Annotated in this window: 18 protein-coding genes and 1 pseudogene; 15 read left to right on the top strand and 4 right to left on the bottom strand. The window is 60.1% G+C overall.

The window, feature by feature from the left end:
* Positions 1–44: 44 nt before the first annotated feature.
* The 7 genes from NPS47_RS09380 (at position 45) to NPS47_RS09350 (ending at position 9,947) form a co-directional block, all read left to right on the top strand.
* Positions 45–431: a RidA family protein gene (locus NPS47_RS09380; protein ID WP_274294711.1), complete on the top strand. Its 387-nt coding sequence runs from the start codon at positions 45–47 to the stop codon at positions 429–431.
* A gap of 257 nt (positions 432–688) precedes the next feature.
* Positions 689–1,936 carry an MFS transporter gene (locus tag NPS47_RS09375; protein ID WP_274294710.1) on the top strand — a complete coding sequence of 416 codons (1,248 nt, stop codon included), beginning with the start codon at positions 689–691 and terminating at the stop codon, positions 1,934–1,936.
* Between the two features lie 169 nt (positions 1,937–2,105).
* Complete coding sequence (locus NPS47_RS09370; protein WP_274294709.1) at positions 2,106–2,741, top strand: dTMP kinase; 636 nt, start codon at positions 2,106–2,108, stop codon at positions 2,739–2,741.
* A 73-nt stretch (positions 2,742–2,814) separates the two neighbouring features.
* The gene (locus NPS47_RS09365; RefSeq protein WP_274294708.1) at positions 2,815–4,434 is read left to right on the top strand and encodes a response regulator; all 1,620 of its coding nucleotides are present in this window, start codon (positions 2,815–2,817) and stop codon (positions 4,432–4,434) included.
* 92 nt (positions 4,435–4,526) lie between these two features.
* Positions 4,527–5,375 carry a hypothetical protein gene (locus tag NPS47_RS09360; protein ID WP_274294707.1) on the top strand — a complete coding sequence of 283 codons (849 nt, stop codon included), beginning with the start codon at positions 4,527–4,529 and terminating at the stop codon, positions 5,373–5,375.
* A 58-nt stretch (positions 5,376–5,433) separates the two neighbouring features.
* Entirely contained in the window at positions 5,434–8,961 is a 3,528-nt protein-coding gene (locus tag NPS47_RS09355) for a YadA-like family protein (RefSeq protein WP_274294706.1), read from the top strand.
* Between the two features lie 50 nt (positions 8,962–9,011).
* Positions 9,012–9,947 carry a hypothetical protein gene (locus tag NPS47_RS09350; RefSeq protein WP_274294705.1) on the top strand — a complete coding sequence of 312 codons (936 nt, stop codon included), beginning with the start codon at positions 9,012–9,014 and terminating at the stop codon, positions 9,945–9,947.
* Between the two features lie 15 nt (positions 9,948–9,962).
* Here NPS47_RS09350 and NPS47_RS09345 read toward each other — a convergent pair whose 3' ends face one another.
* Complete coding sequence (locus NPS47_RS09345) at positions 9,963–11,084, bottom strand: site-specific integrase (protein ID WP_274294804.1); 1,122 nt, start codon at positions 11,082–11,084, stop codon at positions 9,963–9,965.
* Between the two features lie 87 nt (positions 11,085–11,171).
* On the opposite strand from NPS47_RS09345, the gene NPS47_RS09340 reads away from it, so the two are divergent.
* The 5 genes and pseudogenes from NPS47_RS09340 to NPS47_RS09325 all read left to right on the top strand — a co-directional run bounded on the left by NPS47_RS09340 (position 11,172) and on the right by NPS47_RS09325 (position 14,851).
* Positions 11,172–12,185: a DNA-binding protein gene (locus tag NPS47_RS09340; RefSeq protein WP_274294704.1), complete on the top strand. Its 1,014-nt coding sequence runs from the start codon at positions 11,172–11,174 to the stop codon at positions 12,183–12,185.
* A 158-nt stretch (positions 12,186–12,343) separates the two neighbouring features.
* Positions 12,344–12,700: pseudogene (locus tag NPS47_RS25680) on the top strand (DUF3592 domain-containing protein); the annotation flags it as partial.
* A 129-nt stretch (positions 12,701–12,829) separates the two neighbouring features.
* Positions 12,830–13,261 carry a DUF3592 domain-containing protein gene (locus NPS47_RS09335; protein ID WP_274294703.1) on the top strand — a complete coding sequence of 144 codons (432 nt, stop codon included), beginning with the start codon at positions 12,830–12,832 and terminating at the stop codon, positions 13,259–13,261.
* 35 nt (positions 13,262–13,296) lie between these two features.
* On the top strand, positions 13,297–13,734 hold the full coding sequence (locus tag NPS47_RS09330) for a hypothetical protein (RefSeq protein ID WP_274294702.1): 438 nt from the start codon (positions 13,297–13,299) through the stop codon (positions 13,732–13,734).
* Positions 13,735–14,044: 310 nt separating this feature from the next.
* Positions 14,045–14,851 (top strand): AraC family transcriptional regulator, encoded by an 807-nt coding sequence (locus NPS47_RS09325; protein ID WP_274294701.1) that lies wholly within the window; start codon positions 14,045–14,047, stop codon positions 14,849–14,851.
* On the opposite strand, the gene NPS47_RS09320 is transcribed toward NPS47_RS09325, so the two are convergent.
* Positions 14,803–15,462, bottom strand: coding sequence for a LysE family translocator (locus NPS47_RS09320; protein ID WP_274294700.1), 660 nt, complete (start codon positions 15,460–15,462; stop codon positions 14,803–14,805). The two genes, NPS47_RS09325 and NPS47_RS09320, sit on opposite strands and share 49 nt — an antisense overlap.
* Positions 15,449–16,750 (bottom strand): hypothetical protein, encoded by a 1,302-nt coding sequence (locus NPS47_RS09315; protein WP_274294699.1) that lies wholly within the window; start codon positions 16,748–16,750, stop codon positions 15,449–15,451. Before NPS47_RS09315 ends, NPS47_RS09320 begins: the two co-directional genes overlap by 14 nt.
* Before the next feature lie 285 nt (positions 16,751–17,035).
* Between NPS47_RS09315 and NPS47_RS09310 the strand changes: the two genes are divergently transcribed.
* The 3 genes from NPS47_RS09310 (at position 17,036) to NPS47_RS09300 (ending at position 20,908) form a co-directional block, all read left to right on the top strand.
* On the top strand, positions 17,036–17,557 hold the full coding sequence (locus NPS47_RS09310; RefSeq protein WP_274294698.1) for an RNA polymerase sigma factor: 522 nt from the start codon (positions 17,036–17,038) through the stop codon (positions 17,555–17,557).
* Positions 17,554–18,396 carry a FecR family protein gene (locus tag NPS47_RS09305; RefSeq protein WP_274294697.1) on the top strand — a complete coding sequence of 281 codons (843 nt, stop codon included), beginning with the start codon at positions 17,554–17,556 and terminating at the stop codon, positions 18,394–18,396. The genes NPS47_RS09310 and NPS47_RS09305 overlap by 4 nt, the downstream gene beginning before the upstream one ends.
* A 76-nt stretch (positions 18,397–18,472) precedes the next feature.
* Entirely contained in the window at positions 18,473–20,908 is a 2,436-nt protein-coding gene (locus tag NPS47_RS09300) for a TonB-dependent siderophore receptor (protein ID WP_425313488.1), read from the top strand.
* Positions 20,909–20,976: 68 nt separating this feature from the next.
* Here NPS47_RS09300 and NPS47_RS09295 read toward each other — a convergent pair whose 3' ends face one another.
* Entirely contained in the window at positions 20,977–21,645 is a 669-nt protein-coding gene (locus NPS47_RS09295) for a GntR family transcriptional regulator (protein ID WP_274294695.1), read from the bottom strand.
* Between the last annotated feature and the right edge of the window lie 42 nt (positions 21,646–21,687).

Raw genomic sequence — 21,687 nt, 5'->3', positions numbered from 1 at the left:
AAACACTGATTAATACAATAAAAACCCTCACGACGGACTTTGACATGATTTCTGAAGTTTCCTCCCCCCATGCACCCAGCGCTGTCGGGCCTTACTCCCAGGCGATCAAGGTAGATAATCTGCTGTTTGTTTCAGGCCAACTGCCCATTGTTCCTGCAACCGGCCAGTTCTGCTGCGATGATGCGGCCGAGCAAGCACGGCAATGCCTTGAGAACATTGCGGCAATCGCTCATCGGGCCGGTACGGCATTGTCCAATGCAGTCAAGACGACAGTTCTATTAACCGACCTCAATGACTTCGCCCGTGTAAACGAAGTGTATGCCGGGTTCTTTTCGGCCCCTTATCCGGCACGTGCTTGTTGTGAGGTCAAGGCGCTGCCAAAAGGCGCCAAAGTAGAGATCGAAGCGGTTATCGCAATGCCTCAGGCTTAATACGTTTGACCGACGAATAAACCTTCGTCGGTACCGTACAGCCCTGTTCCTGATGGACTAATCGTAAATTATGCAGGGTCGCCAGCCACGACCGTGGACGTTCCTGCGCCTACAAAAATAACAACGCGCACTGTGAGAGCTCTTGGTGCGCAAATTTATGAGATGGTTGGGAGGCTTTTATGGGAATGCCGATAGCTTCTGGCGCGCGTGCAACGACGGATACCTCCGGTAGAGTTTTGCTGGATGAGGCGCGTCTGATGCCCATTCATATCATCGCGGCGATTGCCTGTCTGGGCGGCGCGGCGCTGGATGGTTATATCCTTGGCATCATCGGGCCAGCGTTGGCGCTCGCTAAACAGGAGTTGCTGCTCACGGCGACGAGCCAGGGCCTGATTGCCTGCAGCGCATTGATCGGGGTGTTCATCGGTGGTCTGGTATTTGGCAACTTTGCCGACCGTTACGGACGCCGGCCCGTGTTCTCCTGGAACCTGGCAGCGTTCATCGTTCTGTCGGTTTGTCAGTTTTTTGTACAGGACATCTGGCAGCTCGTGGTCATCCGCCTGCTGCTGGGCCTGGCCATTGGGGTCGAGTACGCGGTCGGGTCGACTGTCCTGGCGGAGTTCTCGCGGCGAAAAAACCGTGGCGCCTTGTTGGGCGGTTTTACCATTGCCTGGCAAATAGGTTTCACCGCAGCGTTCATTATTGGCGCGTTCTACGAGGGTGATAATTGGCGGCTGTTGCTGGGATCAAGCGTTATCCCGGCAATCATCGTCTACCTCTTTCGACAGTTTCTTCCAGAGACGCCGATGTGGCTGAAAGCCAAAGGCCGCGACGCTGAGGCACAAGCCATCGTCGATAAACATTTCGGCACGCAATACGCGATTCCGGATGTCGATGTCAGTGCCAAAAGCGCTTCACTGTGCGAACTCTTCAAGCGCGACACCTGGCGGCAAAGTCTCTACTCGGGCCTGTTCTGGTTCTGTCAGGTTGGTCCGTTCTTTGCCATCTTCACTTTCATGGTGCCGGTGCTGGAAACCCTGGGGCTGCATGGCGACCACCGGGTTGACCTGTCGCTCAATGCCATTCAGATCGTCGGCGTTATCTTCGGTGTGTTCATGGTGCACCGTATGACCCGTCGCGGGTTCGTCAGCTGGACGTTTGTAGCCGTGCTGGTGATCTTTCTGCTGCTGGGCCTGTTTCCACACGCGCCGACCTGGTTTGTGGTCAGCCTGTTTGCGACCTACATGTTCATCGGGCCGGCCATCAACAACATCCAGTTCGTTTATCCGCCGGAGATTTTCGATACGCATATCCGCGCAACCGGTATCGGCTTCTCTGCGGCGTTCTCGCGGATATCGGCAGCGGGGGTGACGTACCTGCTTCCCCATCTATTGCAGGCGTTCGGCTTCTCAACGACCTTGATCATGATGGCCGGGTTCCCGCTACTGGGCTTGCTGGTGACTCTTCTCTGGGCTCCGGAAACCAAAGGTAAGCACTTGCGATAGGGGCAATGCCGGGAAGGTTGCATACCTTGTCTGCGCCTTGGCGACGCGCCAGCACGCGTCGCCGTCGAGCTACAACTCGATGCCTGGCGCAGTCGGGTTACTTTGAGAGCCGTCAGCCAGAAACTAGGTTAGAGTGCTCATCCATGTCATATCAATCGTCATTTGAAGAATGAATCGTCCGCTGTTTGTTTCTCTGGATGGGCCCAAGGGCACCGGCAAAACCACACTGCTGGAGGCCGTTACCAAAGCACTGAGGGCCGACAACAAAAAGGTGATCCGGCTTTGCGAGAGAAAAAGCGATCCCTACCGGGGTGAAACAATGGCCCTGGTGAACAAACTCGCCAGAACGCCCGACCGGGATCTGGAGTTGGGGGTTTGTGAGCGCTTTGCCGATAGCCGTACCTGGATTTCCCGACACGTGCTGGCCAAACAGCCATCTGACTGCATCATTCTGATCGATCGCTGGTATCCGTCTGACGCCGCGTTTCGCCGAATGGTCCCGTTTGCGGAAATCCTTCAGCTGAACATTGATCGAAACGTGCAAGTGCCAGATCTGCATGTCGGGGTTGTCACCGACCCTGAAATTTCATGGGCGAGGGCAGCGACACGTACGCGCGGGTTGAGCAGTACGGTGATGCATAGGCTTGAAGAACATGTCGCGAGTACCAAGGCGTTCGAGCGAGCGGTTGCGGATCAGGGCTGGGTGCTATGCCGTAATGAAGGAACGGTCGAAGAGGCTACGATGCAGGTGGTTGCTGAGATCTATAGCGTTCTTCAAGGTTCGGCTGACGAAATTCACGCTTAGCATCGGCGGGGGATGTCAGGAGGACTATCACCTATGCTTTGAGCACTGAATGGACGAGCCAGGAATACATCTGATGGCTACAGTGCTCATTGCCGACGCCATGCCGATCGTGCGTAGCGCGCTGCGCAACCTGTTGGCGGACATGGGACACCCGGATGTCGAGGAGGCGGCGGACGTACCCACAGCGCTGACCTTGACCCGCCAGAGCAATCCGCAACTGGTGATCCTGGAGCTGGCCTTGCCCGGGCCGGGTGGGCTGGACCTGTTGCGCCGCCTGCGCGCCCGCGATGGCAGCCAGAAAGTGCTGGTCTATAGCCACCAGAACCCCGCGCACTTTGCCCCGCTGTGCTTCCAGGCGGGCGCCAGTGGCTTTGTCGGCAAACTCGAGGACATGACCAGCCTGCGCAAGGCGATCGCTGATGTACTGGCGGGGCGTGGGCATTTCGCCCGTGAGTACATGCAACCGGGCGGTGGCAGCGAACTGGATAACCTGACGCCACGCGAGGCGGCCGTGCTGCAATTGATCGCCGAAGGGCGCTCGAACCTGCGCATTGCCGATGAGCTGAGCATCAGTTTCAAAACCGTCAGTACCTACAAGGCGCACTTGCTGGAAAAGCTGCATGTCAGCTCGAACGTGGAATTGGCCGACATTGCTCGCCGCAACGGCCTGGTGGCGGGCCAGGAACCTGCAGCGGGGGCGCTGACCGCCGATGCGATTCCGGCGGAGCTGGGCCTGCTGCGCAATCTGGTGGATGCCGCACCCAACCCCATGTTCGTGCGCACGACAGAAGGGCGCCTGCTGTTTTGCAATCAGAAATTCCTCGATTACTACCGCATCACGGCCGAGGAAGCCCTGGGTTCGGGTTTTGCCGAAGCCCGCTGGTTTTCCCCGGCCGTGCGCAAAATGCTTCCCGAAGGCTTTGCCCGCATTGCACTTGAAGGCGTCCCGATGGCAGTCACCACTCGGGTGGAAATTTTTGGCGAAGCAAGGGTCATGCATTTCTGGATGGTGCCCTACCGTGATAGCCAAGGGCATGCGTGTGGTGTGCTGGGCGGGTTGCAGGACATTACCGACAGTGAAGGGCAGCTGGTGAACTTGCGCGATCGATGGCTCGCGGCCCAGGCTCAGGCACAGCAACAGGCAGACTTCTACGAAGCATCATTGAACGAACTGGCCGGGTGTGTCACTGCACTGGCGTTGCATCCCGCCACCCCTGGACTGTCCAGCCTGAGCAATCGCCTGAAGCGGCTGCAGCGCCTGTACCTATTGCAGGAAGGCTCGGGCGCGCCGCCTGTACAGGTCTGCGACCTGCCCGCTTTCATTGGTCGCTGCCTCATCGGCCACCCGCAGTCGCTGTTCGGCATCCATCGCATCGATACCCGGTGGGTATGGCTGGGCACCGAGGCTTTCAGCGACTGGATGACGACAGCCATCGGCCTGTTTCAGGTCGACTCCGACAACCCGGTCTGGATCAATCTGCAAATGTGCGTGCGCGGGCAGGGGCAGGTGCAGGCGAGGCTGGAACTGTCTGGGCAGGCCGGGCCGCAGAGCATCATTGACCTGAACCACTGCCAGCGTGTAGCGCAGTACCTGCAGGGAAAGTTTGTCCACGGCAGCCATGAGCAACGCCTGGCAATCGAGCTGGAACTGAACCTGCCCCAGGCAGGTTCGCCGTCAGCGATTGAGGAATAACTCTGATGGCGGCTTCAGGAGGACTCTGAGTTCATTCGCGCAGGGGCCCCAATAGCATGTGAGCAACTCGTATCCTTTCAGGAGTTGCCACCATGATCCGCTGCTCGCACCGCTCCTCCCGCTGCCACCCCGGCGCTCTTTGCGCGCTGGCCCTGGCCCTGCTCCTCAGTGCTGACGTGACCCTGGCCGGTCCCTCCAGTGCAGTGCAACCATCGCAGCCTTCCAGCGTGGCGGCCCAGCCGCTGGTGCTGCAGGCCCATGCGCGACTGCTGGCAGGTGATCTGATCGGCGCTCAGACGCTGCTTCAGCAGGCGGGTGCTCAAGGGCAGGGCGGTAACCGTGCGCTAGCCGAACAGGCTTTCATCGAAGACGCCAACGGTCGTCACATGCGCGCTCGGCAGTTCTATGACGCCCTCAAAGGTAGCGATCAGGCGCAGGTGATCGCTGTTCCGGCGGCGGTGAACCTGGCCGAACTCGGTCGTTTCGACGCGTCGCGCAAAGCCTTCGAGCAGCTGCGTCAGCAGGCTGCCAATGCCCAGGTGAAAGGCTACGCAGGCCTCTGGAGCCTGTGGCTGGCGGCACGTACTGCCAGCGACGCCGGGGTCAAGCCCGAGGTCATCCGGGCCCGGTTGCAGAAGCAAGCCCGGGCCATCCAGCCGGCCACCGCGCCACAGCGCGCGTTGCTGGCGCTGTATCAAGGCAAGTCCGACATCTCCGCTGTGTTTGCCGACATTGACGAACTGCAAGCGCCCGACGCAGTGAAGCGTGATCTGCGCACCGAAGCCGGACTCTTTGCCGGTGGTTACCTCGACTACGTCCGCCAAGACCACAGTGGAGCGCTGCGCACCTACCAGCGCGCCCTCCAGCAGTCGCGGCCCACCGCAATCGAACGCCCGCTGCTGATCCAGACCAGCCGCGCCCTGCAGCTGTCTGCACGCTGATTCATACCCCCTATTTTTTACTACTCAGCCCAGGGTTCAGCCCTGGCGGGAGCCCCTCATGAACAGGATTTATCGTGTTGTGTGGTCCAGAACCCAGCAGTGCTGGTGTGTAGCCTCTGAATACGCCCGCAGCGCCGGCAAGCGCGGCCGCACACTGGCCGTGCTTGGCCTCTGCGCCTTGAGTGGGCTCAGCGGGATGGATGCGCAGGCCGCAGCGGGTTCCGATACGGAGCGCGCCGTTTCAGGAAATGCAGGCTTGTACGTCAACGACAGCAACGACTCGGCGTGCGTTTTCGTCCACGACACCGATGTCAGCGGCGACATGGGCTGGAAGTACGATGGCAACAACAGCAATTGCGACGCCAGTGACAAGGCGGGCCAGACCGGACGCGCGCTTTTCTATGGCAGCGGCGCGCAGGCGCAAGGCAGCGATTCGCTGACCCTGGGCAACGAGCTGTACGTCAACGGCGGCCGTATCGGCTTGAACAACCGGATCGATGGCAGCAACTCACTGGCCATCGGTAATGTTGCGACTGATGCGCAAGGCACTCAAATGGGCACCCGGGCCCTTGGCCAGGATTCGGTAGCGATTGGCAACGATGCGCTGGCCAGCGAGCAGAATGCTCTGGCCCTGGGCACCCGCGCGCAGGCCGTGGCCCCGGACAGCGTGGCCTTGGGCGCAGGCTCGGTGGCGGCTACCGCCGCAGGCGCTGGCGGTTTTGTCCCCGGCGGCGCCACTGCGCAGCAGGCCAATGCCATTAACGCCACCCAGAGCACCCTGGGTGCCATCGCCGTCGGTGATGCCGCCAGCGGTCAGTTCCGGCAGATCACCGGCCTGGCTGCCGGCAGCCAGGACAGCGACGCGGTGAACGTGGCGCAGCTGAGCAGCGTGGGCAACACGCCGATTACGTTCCTTGGCAACACCGGTTCGGTGGACAAGAAATTGGGCGATGCCTTCGCTATCGAAGGTGCCGCGCTCACAGCGGGGAGCTACTCGGGCAACAACCTGAGGACCGAAGTGGACGGCGGTGGCAGACTGCAGTTGCAGATGGCCGACAACCTGGTGCTCGACTCGGTGACCACCGGCGATACCTGGATCGCCAGCAACGGCCTGACCATCGCCGGCGGCCCGAGCGTGACCACCAGTGGCATTGATGCGGGCAACCAGAAGATCATCAATGTCGCCGCAGGCGATATCAATCCAGGCTCCCTTGACGCGGTGAATGGTTCGCAACTGGCTGCGACCAACCAGCAAGTGGACCAGAACAGCACCCAGATCAACAACGTCACCAACAACATCAGCAACGGCACTATCGGTCCGGTGCAGCGCACCGGCACGGATCAACTGTCGTTGATTGCAGCGGGTGGCGACGCGTACTCGCCGGGTGCTGCGCAGGTACTCAATAACGTGGCCAGCGGAGCGGTCAACCAGACCTCCACCGATGCGATAAACGGTTCGCAGCTGTTTACCCTGGCCAACTCCACCGCCAACGTGATGGGCGGCGGTTCAGCGGTCAACCCGGACGGTTCGATCTCGGCGCCAAGCTACAGCCTTGACGGCATGACGGTGAATAATGTCGGCGATGCCATCACCAACCTTGATGGCCGTGTGGTGCAGAACACCACCAACATCTTCGCCCTGCAGCAGGATGCGCTGCAGTGGAACGGTATGCTGGGCGCTTACGATGCCAGCCACAGCACGGGTGATGCGCAGAAGATCACTAATGTCGCTGCCGGTGAAATCAGTGATATCTCCACTGACGCGATCAATGGATCGCAACTGCACGCCACCAACCAGCAGCTGGACGCCACGGTTACCAACGTCACCCAGCTCGACGGCCGTGTGACCAACGTAGAAGGCAGCGTCACCACCCTGCAGGGCGATGTCACCGATCTGGGCGATCATGTCGAGAATATCTACAACCAGGGCACCAAGTACTTCCACGCCAACTCCACCGGCACCGATTCTTCCGCCAGCGGCGTGGACGCTGTCGCCATCGGCACGGGCGCAACCGCCAGCCATGATGGCAGCATCGCCCTGGGTGCCGGCGCCGTTGCCGATGGCAGCACGCTGGGTCACCAGGCCTACCTGGTAGGCGGCACGGCCACCGGCGAAGTCAACATCGGCAACCGTCGCCTTACCGGGCTGTCGGCTGGCTCGGACGACACCGACGGGGTCAACGTCGCCCAGCTCAAGGCCATCACCAGCGGTGCAGTAGCGGATGCGGTGATGTACGACAACAGCACCCATAACCGGATCACGCTGGGCGGTACGACCTATAACAGCGTGAGCAAAAGCGGCGGCAGCAAAATTACCAACGTCGCTCGCGGCGAGGACGACAGTGATGCGGTGAACCTGTCTCAGCTCAACGAGACCAACACCCGGGTCACCAACATCGACGGCCGCGTTACCGCTATTGACGGTACGATCACCACCATCAACAACGGTGGCGGGATCAAGTACTTCCACGCCAACTCGACCAGGCCCGATGCTGTCGCCAGCGGTGTTGACGCGGTTGCCGTCGGTCCGAACGCTCAGGCCAGCGGCAGCGGTTCGATCGCCATGGGCGAGGGCGCCAGTGCCACGGCTGATGGCAGCGTGGCCCTTGGGCAGGGCGCCAGCGACAACGGCCGTGGTGCGCAGAACTACACCGGCAAGTACTCCAACGCGGCCAACGCCAGCGTCGGGACGGTCTCGGTGGGCAATGCCGCGACCGGTGAAACACGCACCTTGAGCAACGTCGCCGATGGCAAGGAAGCCACCGATGCGGTCAACCTGCGCCAGCTCGACGGCGCGGTAACCGAATCCAAGCAGTACACCGACGATTCCATCCACAACGTCAATAGCGAAATCGCCAACGTCACCACCAATGTCAGCAACCTGGACAACCGGGTGGTCCAGGTCGAGGGCGATGTGAGCAATGTGCAGAACGGCACCGACGGCATGTTCCAGGTGAACAACACCAGCAAGCAACCCAAGCCGCGCGCCACAGGTGCTGACGCGGTTGCCGGCGGAGCAGGGGCGCAGGCGTCCGGCGCCAACAGCGCGGCAATCGGCACCCGTACGCGGGCCAGTGGCCGCAATGCCACGGCGGTAGGTAGCGATGCCCAGGCCCAGGCCGACAACTCGGTCGCGCTGGGCGCCAACTCGGTGGCCGAGCGCGCCAACAGTGTTTCCGTCGGCAGCGCCGGTAACGAGCGGCAGATCACCCATGTGGCCGCCGGCACGGCGCCGACCGATGCCGTGAACGTCAGGCAGCTGCAGCAGAGCATGGGCGACATCTCCAACCAGTTCTATGACTACACCGACGCCCGCTACAACGCATTGCGCCACGACCTGAAGAAACAGGACGACATCCTCAGTTCGGGCATTGCCGGCGCCATGGCCATGGCCACCCTGCCACAGCCTTACTCGGCGGGGGCCAGCATGGCTGCCGCAGGGCTTGGCAACTACCGCGGGCAAAGTGCGTTGGCGATCGGCGTGTCGAAGATTTCCGACAACGGCAAGTGGGTGACCAAGCTGCAAGGCAGCACCACCAGCCAAGGCGATACCGGCGTGGCCGTCGGCATCGGTTACCAGTGGTGAATGTCGCTGCCCCGGCCCGGCTTCGGCCGGGCCGTTGCGAGGTGCTCAAAATGAGAATGCTGAACCCGATCAATACCCGACCCGCCGACGTGGCGACATCCGATTACAGAGAGGAACGCACCATGATTACCCAGCGTAACTGGCTGGCCACCCTGCTTTTGCCGATCTGCCTGCTGGCCGGCTGCAATGGCGTCGACCACCTGCCCGCACAGGCGGGCGCCACGCCGAAAGCGCAAAGCCTCGGCAACCTCGACTACCCGGCACTCCCAGTCATTCGCAATGCGGTATTCAGCATGACACCCCTGGTCGACGGCAAGCGCAACCCCGCAGTCATGCAGCAGATCTGCGGGCTGGCACGTAACGAGGTGGATCGCGCCGAAGTTGAACGCTTCGTCACCGACAGCGGGGAAACCATCGAAAATCTGAGCAGAAAAGGCGGCGTTACAGCCTTGCTGGTCAATGACAACCAGAAGGGACGGGAGATCGCCTGCGCCGCGTACCTGGCGACTGCGCCGCTCATCCAGCTCGATGGCAGTGAGTTCATGACTGGAAAAAAAGATGCCGATGGCAAGCTGCAGGTTGACACGGCGCGCCTGAGCGAAGTCATGGCGGTGCGCTTGGCCCTGGCCCGTACCGACGCCGAGTACTTCACCCTGATCGCGCAAAAACTGCAGCAGTCCCCGGGGCTGACCGACGCGCAATACCATGCGCGCACCCGCGCCTTGTTCGCCGAACTGGCGCCAGCCTTTCTGAAACGCGTGAAGCAGCAAATGCCGCTGCCGGGTACCCATTTCGAGCTCAAACGCCTGGATAAACAACGGTTCGCCTTCAGCTCCGCCAATGGTGCCGAATACCAATACAGCACCGACGGCATGGTGCTACGTCAGGACAACATCACCTGGTACGGAGAAGGACAGTTAATGGGGCAGCGGCGGGTGCTGAATATCGCTTACTACCCCGAGGACGTCACCCAGCGGGTCAGGTAGCAAAGGCCTGCCCGCTCACTCCGCGGGTTGGGAACTGGCCTCAGGCACCGTTTCAGCAGAAGGCGACTCCCCCAACAGCTGACTGGCGCGGCTCTCCAACAAGGCCCCAGCCTGGAAATAGCCCATCACCGTGGTCACGCTGCGATGCTCAGTCATTGCCATTACCTCGCCCAGCGGCACGCCCTGACGCCCGGCTTCGGTGACAAAACCTGAGCGCAGGCTGTGCGCGGCCCAGTCGCCCTCGAGCCCGGCCAGTTGGGCACGGCGTTTGACGATACGCGCGACCTGGTCGCCGGAGAGGCCCACCGTGCCCACCCGGCCGCCCTTGTACAAGCGACGGAACAGCGGGCCGCTGCTCGCCGGGGCCGCCGCCAGCCATGCGTTTAGTGCCTGCGCCGCAGGCCCGCGCAATGGTTTCTCACGGCGTACGCCGCCGGTGTCGGTCTTGGTCGCACCGAGGGCATACAGCCAGGTATCGGTATCCAGGCGACGCAAGTCTTCGACCTGCAGGCCAATCACTTCCGAGCGCCGCCGGCCACCGCCACTCCAGGCCAGCAGGAGCAGGGCGCGATCGCGTATCCCGCGCATGCCGTCAGTGCAGGTGGCGAGCATGGCCTGCAGCGGCTCCAGCACGACCGCGGTTCTCTTGCGTAGCGTGACGCCCTGGCGGGTTTGCACTTTGCGCGCCTCGCGCAAGAGGGTTTTCACCGCTGAGGCCTCGCACGGATTCTCCCACTCGTTGAGGCGGTGCCACTTGGCCAGCACCGCCAGGCGATGACTGACGGTGTTGAACGCCAATGGCCCAGGTTTGCCCTTGACCCCGGCGCCGACCAGTGCGGCATCCAGCTCGGTCGGCAATAACTGGCTCCAGCCGCCAATCCCGTCCGGGCGCGCCAGGTGGTCGACGACGAACTGCACCGCGACTTCCGGGGGCAGGGCACCTTCACCGAGCGCCCGGCCGTAGCGCAGCTGCAGCCAGCCGGCCCAGTAGGCGAGGGCGCTGCGGTAGCTGCGCACGGTGTTGGCCGCAGTGCCGGCAGCGATAAAGGCCTCCGCGGCAGCGCGGGTGCTGTCGGCCAGGCCGTGCAACGCCAGCGGAGCATTCGGGGACCAGTTTAGCGGAAGTGTATTAATTATTACGTTCAACGTATGATATTTCGATATTTGAATTTATAAGGTCGGATAACATTTATTTATCAGACCTAATATAGCGGAGGGCAGGGCATGGCGGTAGGCGTACCGGAAAATGAGGTGTTTGCCGCGGCGGACGCGGTGCTGGCCCGTGGCGAACGGCCTACCGTGGAACGGGTGCGCCTGGAGCTGGGCCGAGGCAGTCCGGCGCGGGTCGGTGCGTTGCTCGATCAGTGGTGGGAACAATTGGCCGGGCGCTTGCGCGGTGAGACCCGCTTGCCGGGACTGCCGGCAGAAGTGGCGCAAGCCTTTGTCGCGGTGTGGCAGCAGGCGACCACCTTGGCCCAAGGTGTAGTGGAGCAATCGCTGGCGGCTCAACGCCAGGTGCTTGCCGACGAGCGCGAACAGCTGGCGACAGCGCAAGAGCAGATGCGCCAAGACGTGGCGCGTGCCCGCCAGCAGACTGCTGAGGCCAATACCGCGCGGCAGACGGCGCAAACCCGGCTGACCGACCTGGAGCAGCTGTTGATCCAGCGCCTGGCGCAGATTGATGATCTACGTGTGCAACGTGAGGAACTGATGCAGCAACGCGACGAGGCGCGCCAGCAATCAATCGATTTAACTCAGCAACTGGCTGAGACTCAGGCGGGAGCAGAGCAGGCGCGTCTCGCTCAGGAGCGTTATACCCGTGATGTGGAAGACCGGGGGTTCCGCGAAATTGATCGCGCGCGAGAAGAAAGTAAAAGTCTGGCTTTGCAGCTCAAGGAAGCGAACGGACGCTTCTACGCGATGCAGCAGGCCGCGCAGGCCAGTCAAGCAGCCCTAGCGCAGGCACATGAGCAGCAAGCAACTGCGCAACTGCAGGCTCAGGCACTAGTGATGCAGTTAGAACAGTTGCGTGAAGCTGACGCCGAGAAACGCCAGCACACGCACGACCTACAGCAGCAGCTGCATACCACTCAGGCTGAACTGGTCAAGGCTCGTGAGCACGCAGCCGCAGCACAGGCGCGGGCGGACACACTAAGTCAGCAGCTAGCCTCAGGCAGTAGCGCGGCACCGACCAAGAGCACACGGCGCCCACGAAAAGCTTTGCCGGCGGGCAGCTGAGATACTGGGAAGGGGCAGAGGAGCAGAGTCTGTCAGACACGCCCTCAGATGTTTCCTGGCAGTCTTTCGGATTGGTCTGATAGGTATCTTCTTTCAGGCCATGTAACTTATGGCCTCTTGGGTTGTACCGGCAGGCATCGGCCGTCCTCGCGCAAAGCATGGGCGAAGCTTTAAAGGCGATTATGTTACCTAGATCACTTCCCCAGCCTCGGTATTCGCGACTGACAGTGTTTTTAGCGGTTTTCGGGGCTCTGCTAATTTTCTTGGGCATCATACTGCATGTTCAACGAGAAATAGAAAAACAAGGAATGCAGGAAACTGTTGGGACTTTAATCTCGTTCTCTAAAAAGGACAGGGGCGAGGGTTTTAAAAAGGCCGGTATGTGTCCGCGAGTTCGTTTTCATACCCTTGCTCAAGTCCCGGTAACCGTGGAGGGGCGCCAATGTACCACCTCATCGAGGTACAAGGTAGGTGATCCTGTCACAGTTTTTTATTTGCCGGAGCATCCTGAGCAAGCGCTTCTGGTTGTTACTGCTGAAGAATGGTTTTACGTTGTGTTGTCGTGTGGGTTCGGGGTGATGATGTGGGTTTTTGCGTGTTGCACTCATACGCCTAGAGCTAGAACTGGGTTTAACGAGACCTTCATGGACAGATGGTATTTAACCCTCTCGCTCGGCGGCATCGCCTTGGTTTTATGCGGTGTAAGTTTCTGGGTGCTACAGGATCAGCTGGCGAGACAGGCGCGGATGACAGAAATAACGACAGGCACGGTGATTGTCGCGGGCCATGGCGGTAGTGGACGAAACAGCACGTCTCTCTGTGCGTTAATCGAATTTCAGGCCGCGGATCAGCAGTCATATACGGTCAGCGCCTCGGTCTGTAGTAGTGGCTATGACCTTGGTGACCGGGTACCTGTGCGCTACGACCCGGTTAATCCTCGGCACGCCATGCTCGATAGCATTTGGGATAGCATCTTTCTCCCCATATTATTATTTTTGCTAAGTTGTCCGTTTTTAGTGGTGGCTGTGCTTATTCGGTTTATGGCACCTCGCCGAAATGTTTTTATAAGGCGGTAGCCTCCAAGGTATCCCGGCGTTAAAAAGGAAAAGACATGCAAGCCACATTTAATTTGAAAACTGCCTTGGGGGTCATGAGTTGGGCATGTGGAAGCTCCGTCGTGACGTTGATTCTTCTTTTATTTCCGGCTCTTCAGTTTCAGGATTATCTTGGCCTGTGGCCGATAGGGCTGTCGGTATTGGTAACTGTGATACTTTTTGTCACTTACTCTTTCGCGAAGCGCGATCATAAGGTCAGCATCTCAATTATCCCAGAAGGGTTGATGTTTCGTGATGAGGCCGATGATTATAATCGCCAAGAGCTGATCCAGTTTGACTGGATACGTTCGGTCCGCGTTCGCCGAAATCCTTTTTTTCAAACGCTTATAATTGACCTGAAAGAACAGGGCCAGCGATATACACTGAGCAATGTTTTGCTCCCCGAGAATTTTCTTTTGCATATACAGGCGCGAATTGGCGTTGCAAACGGTTGAGGGACTACAGTGCCACATCAAGGCATTTTGCCCCGCTTTGGGGCGCCCGCGCCGACCACTGCACAATTGTCGCCCGTCCAATGCGAGGCCTACCTCGAGATCGCAGCTGGCATATCAACGCCGCCACTCATCATCACATCGCGCAGGAACAGGGTCCCGCGTTCTTCTAGAGCATCTGCCACGCAGCTGAACAGCCTCCTTGGCATGCATCCTGCCTCACGGTCCACCTGTTCGATGTCATTTCACTCTACATCGACCGCTGTTCGAGGATGTGACAGGCACATCCTTTTTCCTGCAAGGAGGCAGGCCGATGACGTTGGTAATGGAAAATCTGACCCGTTTTGAGCGTATTGAATGCTCGAGGGTCAATGCCAGTGGTGCCCGCTACCCTAAGCATACCCATGAAGAATATGTGATCAGCGCGAACCTCAGCGGGATGGAGCGGATCTGGTTCAACGGCAGGCAGCAAGCTGTGTCAGCGGGCCAAGTGACGCTGTATAACCCGATGACCGTGCAAGCATCGGAGTTCTGCGGCGAGGGCGCGCAATTCATCAGCGTGCATCTGGATGGACAGCAGGTGCGCAGCATTCTCGACCAGACCACCAGCGCCAATGGATTGCCCACGTTTCAAGAGGGCGTGATCCATGACAGTGCGCTGTTCGGTTCTATCCTCGACCTGCATGAGCAGCTGGACGCCAGCGGCCGTGACGAGGCGTTGCTGGTGCTGTTCAGTGAGCTGGCGCGTTTTCGCACCACGCCAGACACTGCCGACGAGCCATTGCGGGTGGCACACTTGATCCGTTTCATGAAGGCCAATCTGTACGAAACGATCGAGCTTGAAGACTTGTGCGTCGAAGCCAATCTGTCCAGGTTCCATCTGGTGCGAAGCTTCAAGACCCTGAAAAACCTTCCCCCGATGCAATATTTCAAGCAGTTGCGCCTGATCGAAGCGCGCCGGCGTCTGCGCCTTGGCGACGCGCCGGCACGTATCGCCGTCGACCTGGGGTTCTTTGACCAGGCCCACCTGAGCAATGCGTTTCGCAAAGTGATGGGCGCCTCGCCGTCAAGCTACAGCTCAATGCTTGGCGCAGTCGGATTGCCGACAAACTCGGCATAGCCGGTCACCACCACATAGACCGCGAAGTAAGCGAAGATCAACGCCGAAGCGATGTAGGTGTACCTGATCAGATTCTGCCCCAACAGCCTTCCGCCCTGGGAGGCCAGCAGGCACAGGACAAAAGCCCAGAACACCCCGGCGGCGAAAAAACCGCTGAGAAATAGCCCGGCGCTGGCGATGTCCGAACCTTGCCGGGCAATGATCGCGCCGCCCACCGCCGCGAACCAGAGGATGGCCGTGGGGGAGGACATCGCCAGCATGATGCCGCGGGAAAACAGCGCAAGATTGCTGTCTCCCCATTGTTTACCGGCGGCGTCAGCATCGCTCGCTCTGGCTTTGAGGGCACTGAGCAGCATCTTCAGCGTGAGATAACAGAGCACCGCCGACCCGCCTATCCACAGCACCCAGCGTACCCACTCGATCTGTAGCAGGATGGCCATACCGGCCATGGCCAGAATGGCATAGATCAGATCCCCGACGCAGGTCCCGAGCCCCAACCAGACACCCTGCGCCACACCGCGGTGCATCGCCAGGGTGATCATCGCCATATTGGCCAGGCCGATCTCCAGGCACAGTGAAAGGCTCAGCAGAAAACCGCTAGTGAACTGCATTGCAGGATCCTTCGAGAATGTGTTGTGTGTAGCCGAGCGTGCTGTCGCAACCGCTCAGGCCGAACAGCAGATCGCCTTCGATGCGATGCGGACAATACTGCCCGATGAACCGCTCGAACTGTTCCAGATCATCGGTCAAAGCGGCGCTGATCAGGTCCTGGGCGAGGGCGCGCATGGCCACAACAAAACCGTCAGTGTCGACCGTCAGACCGCTGTTTGGCGTACCACCGATCACCCCGGCGTCCTGCAGAAGGCGTAACTGGATGTAGGCCGACCCGGCATCGGGGAACTGCCGCGGCCCGCGGCGCAGGTAACGGAGCAACTCCAGCACGTACATGCGGATCAATTTCGCCGGTTCCAGCGCCAGGCTGCTGGCGATACGCTCATCGACACAGAGCAGGAAACCGAAAACGTCGGCCAGCGCTTCCTGAATCACCATCGAGCCCCAGCGGTCATGTTTGCTCAACTGGCCGAAGCGGGTTTGCGCCAAGACGACGGAGTGGCCAAGATCGTGACCCCGGAACCAGGTGATCAGGTAGCGCTCAACCTCATCGGACGCGGGCAGATCCGCGGCTTGCCAGTTGAACAGCGGGGCTTGCTCCACGGCGATCTTGTCGTAGAGATTGCGGTAGGTATTACTGAACACGATGGTGCGCTTGACGGGGGAGTACTTGACCCCTTGGTCTTCGGGCATGAAGTAGGCGAAATGCTTGGGAAAGTAGTTCGCTTCACCGGCAATCCCGAACAGGTCGACGATTTTGTAGGCGCAGTGCGGCAGTGCCTGCAAAGGTGCGCCCAGCGTGCTGGCCAGGCGCTCCAAGGCTTCGCTGAAATGCTCGTCGACACAGTCCGACACGCGCTGCAGGGACCTGTTCGGCGTGCCGAAAAATGCCGAGTAAAACATCGCCCGCGACTTGCCCAGCCAGGTTGACAGCGGTCCCACATGACAGACCAGTTGCTGTTCATCCAGTCCTGCCAGTGCCTGGCTCATGGCCGCGAACGAATCACCCCCCATCAGCCCTTCGGCAATGAAACCAACCGCCTGGGCTGAATCGGCGTCTTGCAAGTGTGCGGAAACCGAGGCCAAACGGCTAGCGATGGACTTTTTCAGTTCATTCTCCAGGCGCTGTTCGGCAACGCTGCAGCTTTGTACGCTGCGCAATGCATCTACCTGCATCAAGATGTTGCCGATCTGTTCAATCACGGCGGGGGGCAGGGTGCCAGGCACGGGCAATTCAACCGTGCGAATAACGTGCTGCCGACGAGGGGGCCAGAAAATCCTGTTCATTGTGGTACTCCTTGGAAAGGAGCCCATCAAAGCAGCTGGCCATCATCGGTTATTGGAAAAAATTGCTCATTGCTCAAGATCGGGGCTGCAGTATTCCCCGCTGGGTCCTATGCCGTAATGAAGGGACGGTCGAAGAGGCCACGATGCAGGTGGTTTCTGAAATCTACAACGTCCTTCCAGCAGAGCAGCGGCTGTCGTATTTACTTTAAATGTAAAACATTCGCATTTATACTGCGCGGCAACGCCACCCACCGTGGCACCCGTTGCCCCTACGCGCAGGTCATCGTGCAGGCTGAACCTCCCAAACCCACACTCCTGGCAGCTTTGATTCGGCATTATGACGAGCTGGTGGATCATGTTCGCCGACGCTTCGGCGAGCGGGTTTTCGCCCGTGAGGTCGTGCACGACTTGTGTGTGCAGTTGCTTGAACAAGATGAAAAGCAAGGTGTGCGCACGCCGGTAGCCTTGCTGCGCAAGATCGCCCACGATATCGCGATCACCCGCTACCGTAGTGAGCATCGACGCCAGGCTTGGGTTATCGATGTACCGACATTGCCAGACATCGTCAGTGGCGCTCCGAGCCAGGCGCGTCATATCGACGGTGAACGCACCTTGGCGCTGCTGACTGAGGCGATTGCCAATCTGCCGCCACGCTGTCAGAGGGTCTTCGTCATGCACAAACTGCATGAACTGCCACAAGCTGAAGTGGCCGAACGCCTGGGAATTTCCCTCAAAACCGTAGAAAAGCACCTGCGCCTGGGCATGAGCGCTTGCCGCGCACACCTGGGTACGGAGCTACTGCCATGAGTCGCAATTCGAACAGATCCAAGGATTACAGCCAGGAAGACGAGGCCATTGCCCGGTTTCGCGAGGACCTCAAGCAGCGTTTTCCGCTTCCGCCTTCAACGCCGGCCAAGAACAAGCGTGGCGCAGGAAAAGCGCTTGGGGCGCTACTCTTGGCAGTCGCTGCTGGTGTGGTCTGGTCAGACCCCGCCTACCGCAGTCAACACCTGGTCAGCGAGGTCGGCCAGCGTCAGGCGTTGCAGCTGGTCGATGGCAGTGAAGTGCTGCTCGACAGCGACAGTGAAATGACTATCAGCTGGCACCTGCGCACTCGCCAGGTTGAGCTGAAGCGGGGCCAGGCATTGTTCCAGGTCTCGCCGATGGTCTATCGCCCGTTCCTCGTCGATGCCGGGGGGGCAGGGGTGCGCGTGGTCGGCACCCGCTTCAACGTCAATCGGTATGAGCAGGATGTGCAGGTCACCGTGGCCGAAGGCAAGGTAGCCGTCCGCGGGGACGCCACCGACACGTTGGCGCTGCTCGAAGCTGGCCAGCAACTGCGCGTGCGACAGGGCGTCCCGGGTCAGGTGACGCGGGTCAATGCCGAGGATGTCAGCGCCTGGAAAGACAGCCGCTTGGTGTTTGAAAGCACCCCGCTGGGCGAGGTCATCGGCACGCTTCAGCGCTATCACCGCCAGCCGATCACGCTCATCGACCCGAGTATTGCCCGCTTGCCGGTATCCGGTGTGTTTGACAGCGACCATGTCGAGCGCCTGCTGGCGCTGTTGCCTGGCATCCTGCCGGTGAGCGTTTCCACCGCGGCCGATGGTACGGTGCTGATCAAATCGCGCAACACGAAAAAATAATCGTCGACCGAGGTAGGGTTACGCGGCTGTGCTGACGGCTATCTCCATGCAACCTTACTTTGTGGAGAATAAGAACGTGAGTCAGCCCTTCCTGCGCCTGTCCTTGCTGACCAGCAGCCTGCTGCTCAGCCAATGGTCGTTGGCGCAATCCGCACCGGTCGATTTCGATGTTCCAGCCACCTCGCTGGAGAAGTCCCTCAATGCCGTCGCGCGCCAAGCGTCGGCACAGATCCTGTTCGCCAGTGACATCACTGCCAACAAGACTGCACCCGCGCTGCGGGGCCGCTATACCGTGCAGGAAGCGCTGGAACGGTTGCTGGGCAAGAGCGGGCTGACTGCCCAGGAACGTGACGAACACACTTATCTGGTGGTACCGGGTACGTCTGCGCAAGCCACCGAAGTTGCCGCGGACGGATCTGCAGCAGTGGAACTGGCCAGCCTGGAGATCAGCTCGTCGCGCCTGAACAGCGACCTGGTGCCGCAAGCCCGGCAGGTCAATGTCATCGAGCGCGAGCAACTGGAGCAGTTGCGCCAGGGGTCCGATGGGCTGGCTACCTTGCTGGCCAAAAGCATTCCCGGCATGGCCGACTCCAGCCGCACCATCACCGACTACGGCCAGACCCTGCGCGGGCGCACAATGCTGGTGCTGGTCGATGGCGTTCCGCTGAATACCAATCGCGATTCCTCACGCAACCTGGCGAACATCGACCCGGCGCTGATCGAGCGCATTGAAGTGATCCGTGGCAGCAGCGCTATCTATGGTGCTGGCGCAACCGGTGGCATCATTTCCATCTCCACGCGCCCGGCCGGTGGCGAACCGCGTGCGCAGACGACCTTGACCGCCGTATCCCCCCTGAGCCAACTGGACAGTGACGGTCTTGGCGGCCAATTGCAGCATCACCTGTCCGGATCTCAGGGGCAGGTCGATTACGCCCTGGACTTCGGCGCGCGACACATTGGTGCCTCCTATGACGCCAAAGGACAGCGCATCGCGCCAGAGCCCAGCCAGGGCGATCTGTTTGACGCCAACACCTACAACATCGGCGGCAAACTGGGTTTGCGCATCGATGATGTCCAGCGTATCCAGCTGTCGGCCAGCCACTACAACGCCGAGCAGAACTCCGACTATACCTCCGATCCGTCTGTCGCCAAGCTGCCGCCAGGCACGGTACCGGCAAGGCCGCTGTCCGGCCTGTCGCTGGACGAGCAGAACCAGATCAAGAACACGCTGCTCAACCTTGAATACGCGCACACCGACATCCTCGGCGGCACGCTGAATGCGCAGCTCTACTACCGGGACTACTTCACCCGTTTCACGCCTTTTGATGCGCGTGCGGTGGCTACCCGTGGACGCAATGTCGATCAGGTAATGCAAAACAGCGAGGTGTACGGCAGCCGGATCACCTTGCGTACTCCGCTCGGCAACGAGGGCACTACCGAGCTGCTGTGGGGCGCTGACTTCAACCAGGAGCGCAGCGACATGCCGATCGACATCTTCGATCCGCAGGTCTACGACGCGAGCGGGGGCAGGGTGTTCGACAAGATCGGCAAGTTGACCTACATGCCCGACCTGACCTCGCGCAGTGTCGGTGGCTTTGCCCAGCTTCAGCACAAGTTCAACGATCACTGGTCGATGGAAGGCGGTGTGCGTTACGAGTACGCCACCGCCGAATACGATGACTTCATCCCGCTGTCGGAGTCGACCGCCGCCCAACCGGCCACCGTCCAGGGCGGCGAGGTGCATTACGATTCGGTGTTGTCCAACCTTAGCGTGACCTACTCACCGGTGGCGGGCCAGGAAATTTATGCGGCGTTCAGCCAGGGCTTCCAGCTACCCGATATTGGCGTGCAGCTACGCAATGCCCGCCGCGGGTTCGATATCGACTCGTCGAACCTGGAACCGGTGAAAACCAACAATTACGAGCTGGGCTGGCGTGGCGCGCTAGGTGAGCAGACGCTGGCGTCGCTGGCGGTGTTCTACACCACCTCGAAACTGGGCGATGTGCAGAGTTTCAACAACGGCCTGATCCTGACCCGCACCAAAGAGCGGATCTACGGTGTCGAAGGCAGCGCCGACTGGCTGACCAACGATGAGCGCTGGGGCGCCGGTGGCACCTTTACCTGGATGAAGGGCCGGGAACAACCGGACGGTGGAGACTGGCAGGACATGACCGGGTATCGCATCCCGCCACTCAAACTGACCGCTTACGTACAGTTCAAACCCACTGATGTATGGAGCAATCGTGTGCAAGCCACCTATTTTGACGGAGAAGATTATCGTCTGAATGGCGTTGCCAGCTTCGGTCGGCGCAAGGTCGATGGCTACACCACCGTAGACCTGATCAGTCAGTACCAGCTGAGTGAAGACGACCAGGTTAGCGTGGGTGTTCAGAACCTGTTTAACCGGAGTTATTACCCGCTTTACAGTCAGTTGATGCGCAACAGTAACAACACCAGCCATTTGCCGGCACCTGGGGCTGTGTTAACGGCGACTTATACGCATCAGTGGTAAAAGGCAGCGAAGCCAGGGACGGCTTCACGGGGCATCTGAAGTGTGCAGCAGAAACGGACGCAGGGTATTCAGTCATGCTCAAGTTGAACGTACTCCAGCATTTTCTGACTGCCATCAAGAATGTCACTACAGATTGCCTGGCGAGCTCCGGCGCCATCGCGTTTCTTCAGCGCGTCGAGTACATCCCAGTGATGGTCAATCGCCATGCGCTCATTGAAGCTTCCATAGGCGCGAGCAATGAGCGGCCCGGTGCGCATCCACAAGCCGTCCAGCAGGTTGGCAAGGACCGGCATGTCAGCGATTTCCGTCAAGCTGAAGTGAAACTCGTGATTGAAGGTCAATGCTGCCGCCAGGTCATTGTCTTTAATCGCAGCGAGGTTGTTTTCTATGCAGGTTTCCAGCCGCATCAATTGCTGCGGGGTCGCTAACGATGCGGCAGTCTCGGCTGCCAATCCTTCGAGCGAGAGCCGGATGCTTCTGATCTCCAGGTACTGCTTGGAGGTCAGTACCGGGACACGAATGTCTCTCGGTGTCTTGAGAACCAGCGCCTGCTCCTTCGCCAATTGCAGAATGGCGTCCCGTACAGGCGTGACACTTGTACCCAATTGTTCAGCAAGGTCGCGTATGCGCAACCGGTCATTGGGCTGGAAGCGGCCTGTGATCAACGCTTCTCGGAGCAGGCCATAGATACCGCTGCCAAGATAGGAGTGTTTCAGGTTCTCAATAGGGTAATTCATCGCTTACTCGTGTGCGGCACATGCCCGGCTGGAGAGGGGAGG

The sequence above is a fragment of the Pseudomonas putida genome, assembly GCF_028682475.1.
Classification (GTDB): Bacteria; Pseudomonadota; Gammaproteobacteria; order Pseudomonadales; family Pseudomonadaceae; genus Aquipseudomonas; species Aquipseudomonas putida_AG.
Note: the sequence above shows the minus strand (reverse complement) of the source record. Positions and strands in the feature narration are given on the sequence as shown.

Coding starts and splice junctions, on each gene's coding strand:
- NPS47_RS09305 (WP_274294697.1), top strand. CDS start 17,554: ATGAGTCGCAATTCGAACAGATCCAAGGATTACAGCCAGGAAGACGAG.
- NPS47_RS09380 (WP_274294711.1), top strand. CDS start 45: ATGATTTCTGAAGTTTCCTCCCCCCATGCACCCAGCGCTGTCGGGCCT.
- NPS47_RS09365 (WP_274294708.1), top strand. CDS start 2,815: ATGGCTACAGTGCTCATTGCCGACGCCATGCCGATCGTGCGTAGCGCG.
- NPS47_RS09330 (WP_274294702.1), top strand. CDS start 13,297: ATGCAAGCCACATTTAATTTGAAAACTGCCTTGGGGGTCATGAGTTGG.
- NPS47_RS09360 (WP_274294707.1), top strand. CDS start 4,527: ATGATCCGCTGCTCGCACCGCTCCTCCCGCTGCCACCCCGGCGCTCTT.
- NPS47_RS09320 (WP_274294700.1), bottom strand. CDS start 15,462: ATGCAGTTCACTAGCGGTTTTCTGCTGAGCCTTTCACTGTGCCTGGAG.
- NPS47_RS09355 (WP_274294706.1), top strand. CDS start 5,434: ATGAACAGGATTTATCGTGTTGTGTGGTCCAGAACCCAGCAGTGCTGG.
- NPS47_RS09370 (WP_274294709.1), top strand. CDS start 2,106: ATGAATCGTCCGCTGTTTGTTTCTCTGGATGGGCCCAAGGGCACCGGC.
- NPS47_RS09335 (WP_274294703.1), top strand. CDS start 12,830: ATGGACAGATGGTATTTAACCCTCTCGCTCGGCGGCATCGCCTTGGTT.
- NPS47_RS09325 (WP_274294701.1), top strand. CDS start 14,045: ATGACGTTGGTAATGGAAAATCTGACCCGTTTTGAGCGTATTGAATGC.
- NPS47_RS09340 (WP_274294704.1), top strand. CDS start 11,172: ATGGCGGTAGGCGTACCGGAAAATGAGGTGTTTGCCGCGGCGGACGCG.
- NPS47_RS09315 (WP_274294699.1), bottom strand. CDS start 16,750: ATGAACAGGATTTTCTGGCCCCCTCGTCGGCAGCACGTTATTCGCACG.
- NPS47_RS09375 (WP_274294710.1), top strand. CDS start 689: ATGCCCATTCATATCATCGCGGCGATTGCCTGTCTGGGCGGCGCGGCG.
- NPS47_RS09295 (WP_274294695.1), bottom strand. CDS start 21,645: ATGAATTACCCTATTGAGAACCTGAAACACTCCTATCTTGGCAGCGGT.
- NPS47_RS09350 (WP_274294705.1), top strand. CDS start 9,012: ATGAGAATGCTGAACCCGATCAATACCCGACCCGCCGACGTGGCGACA.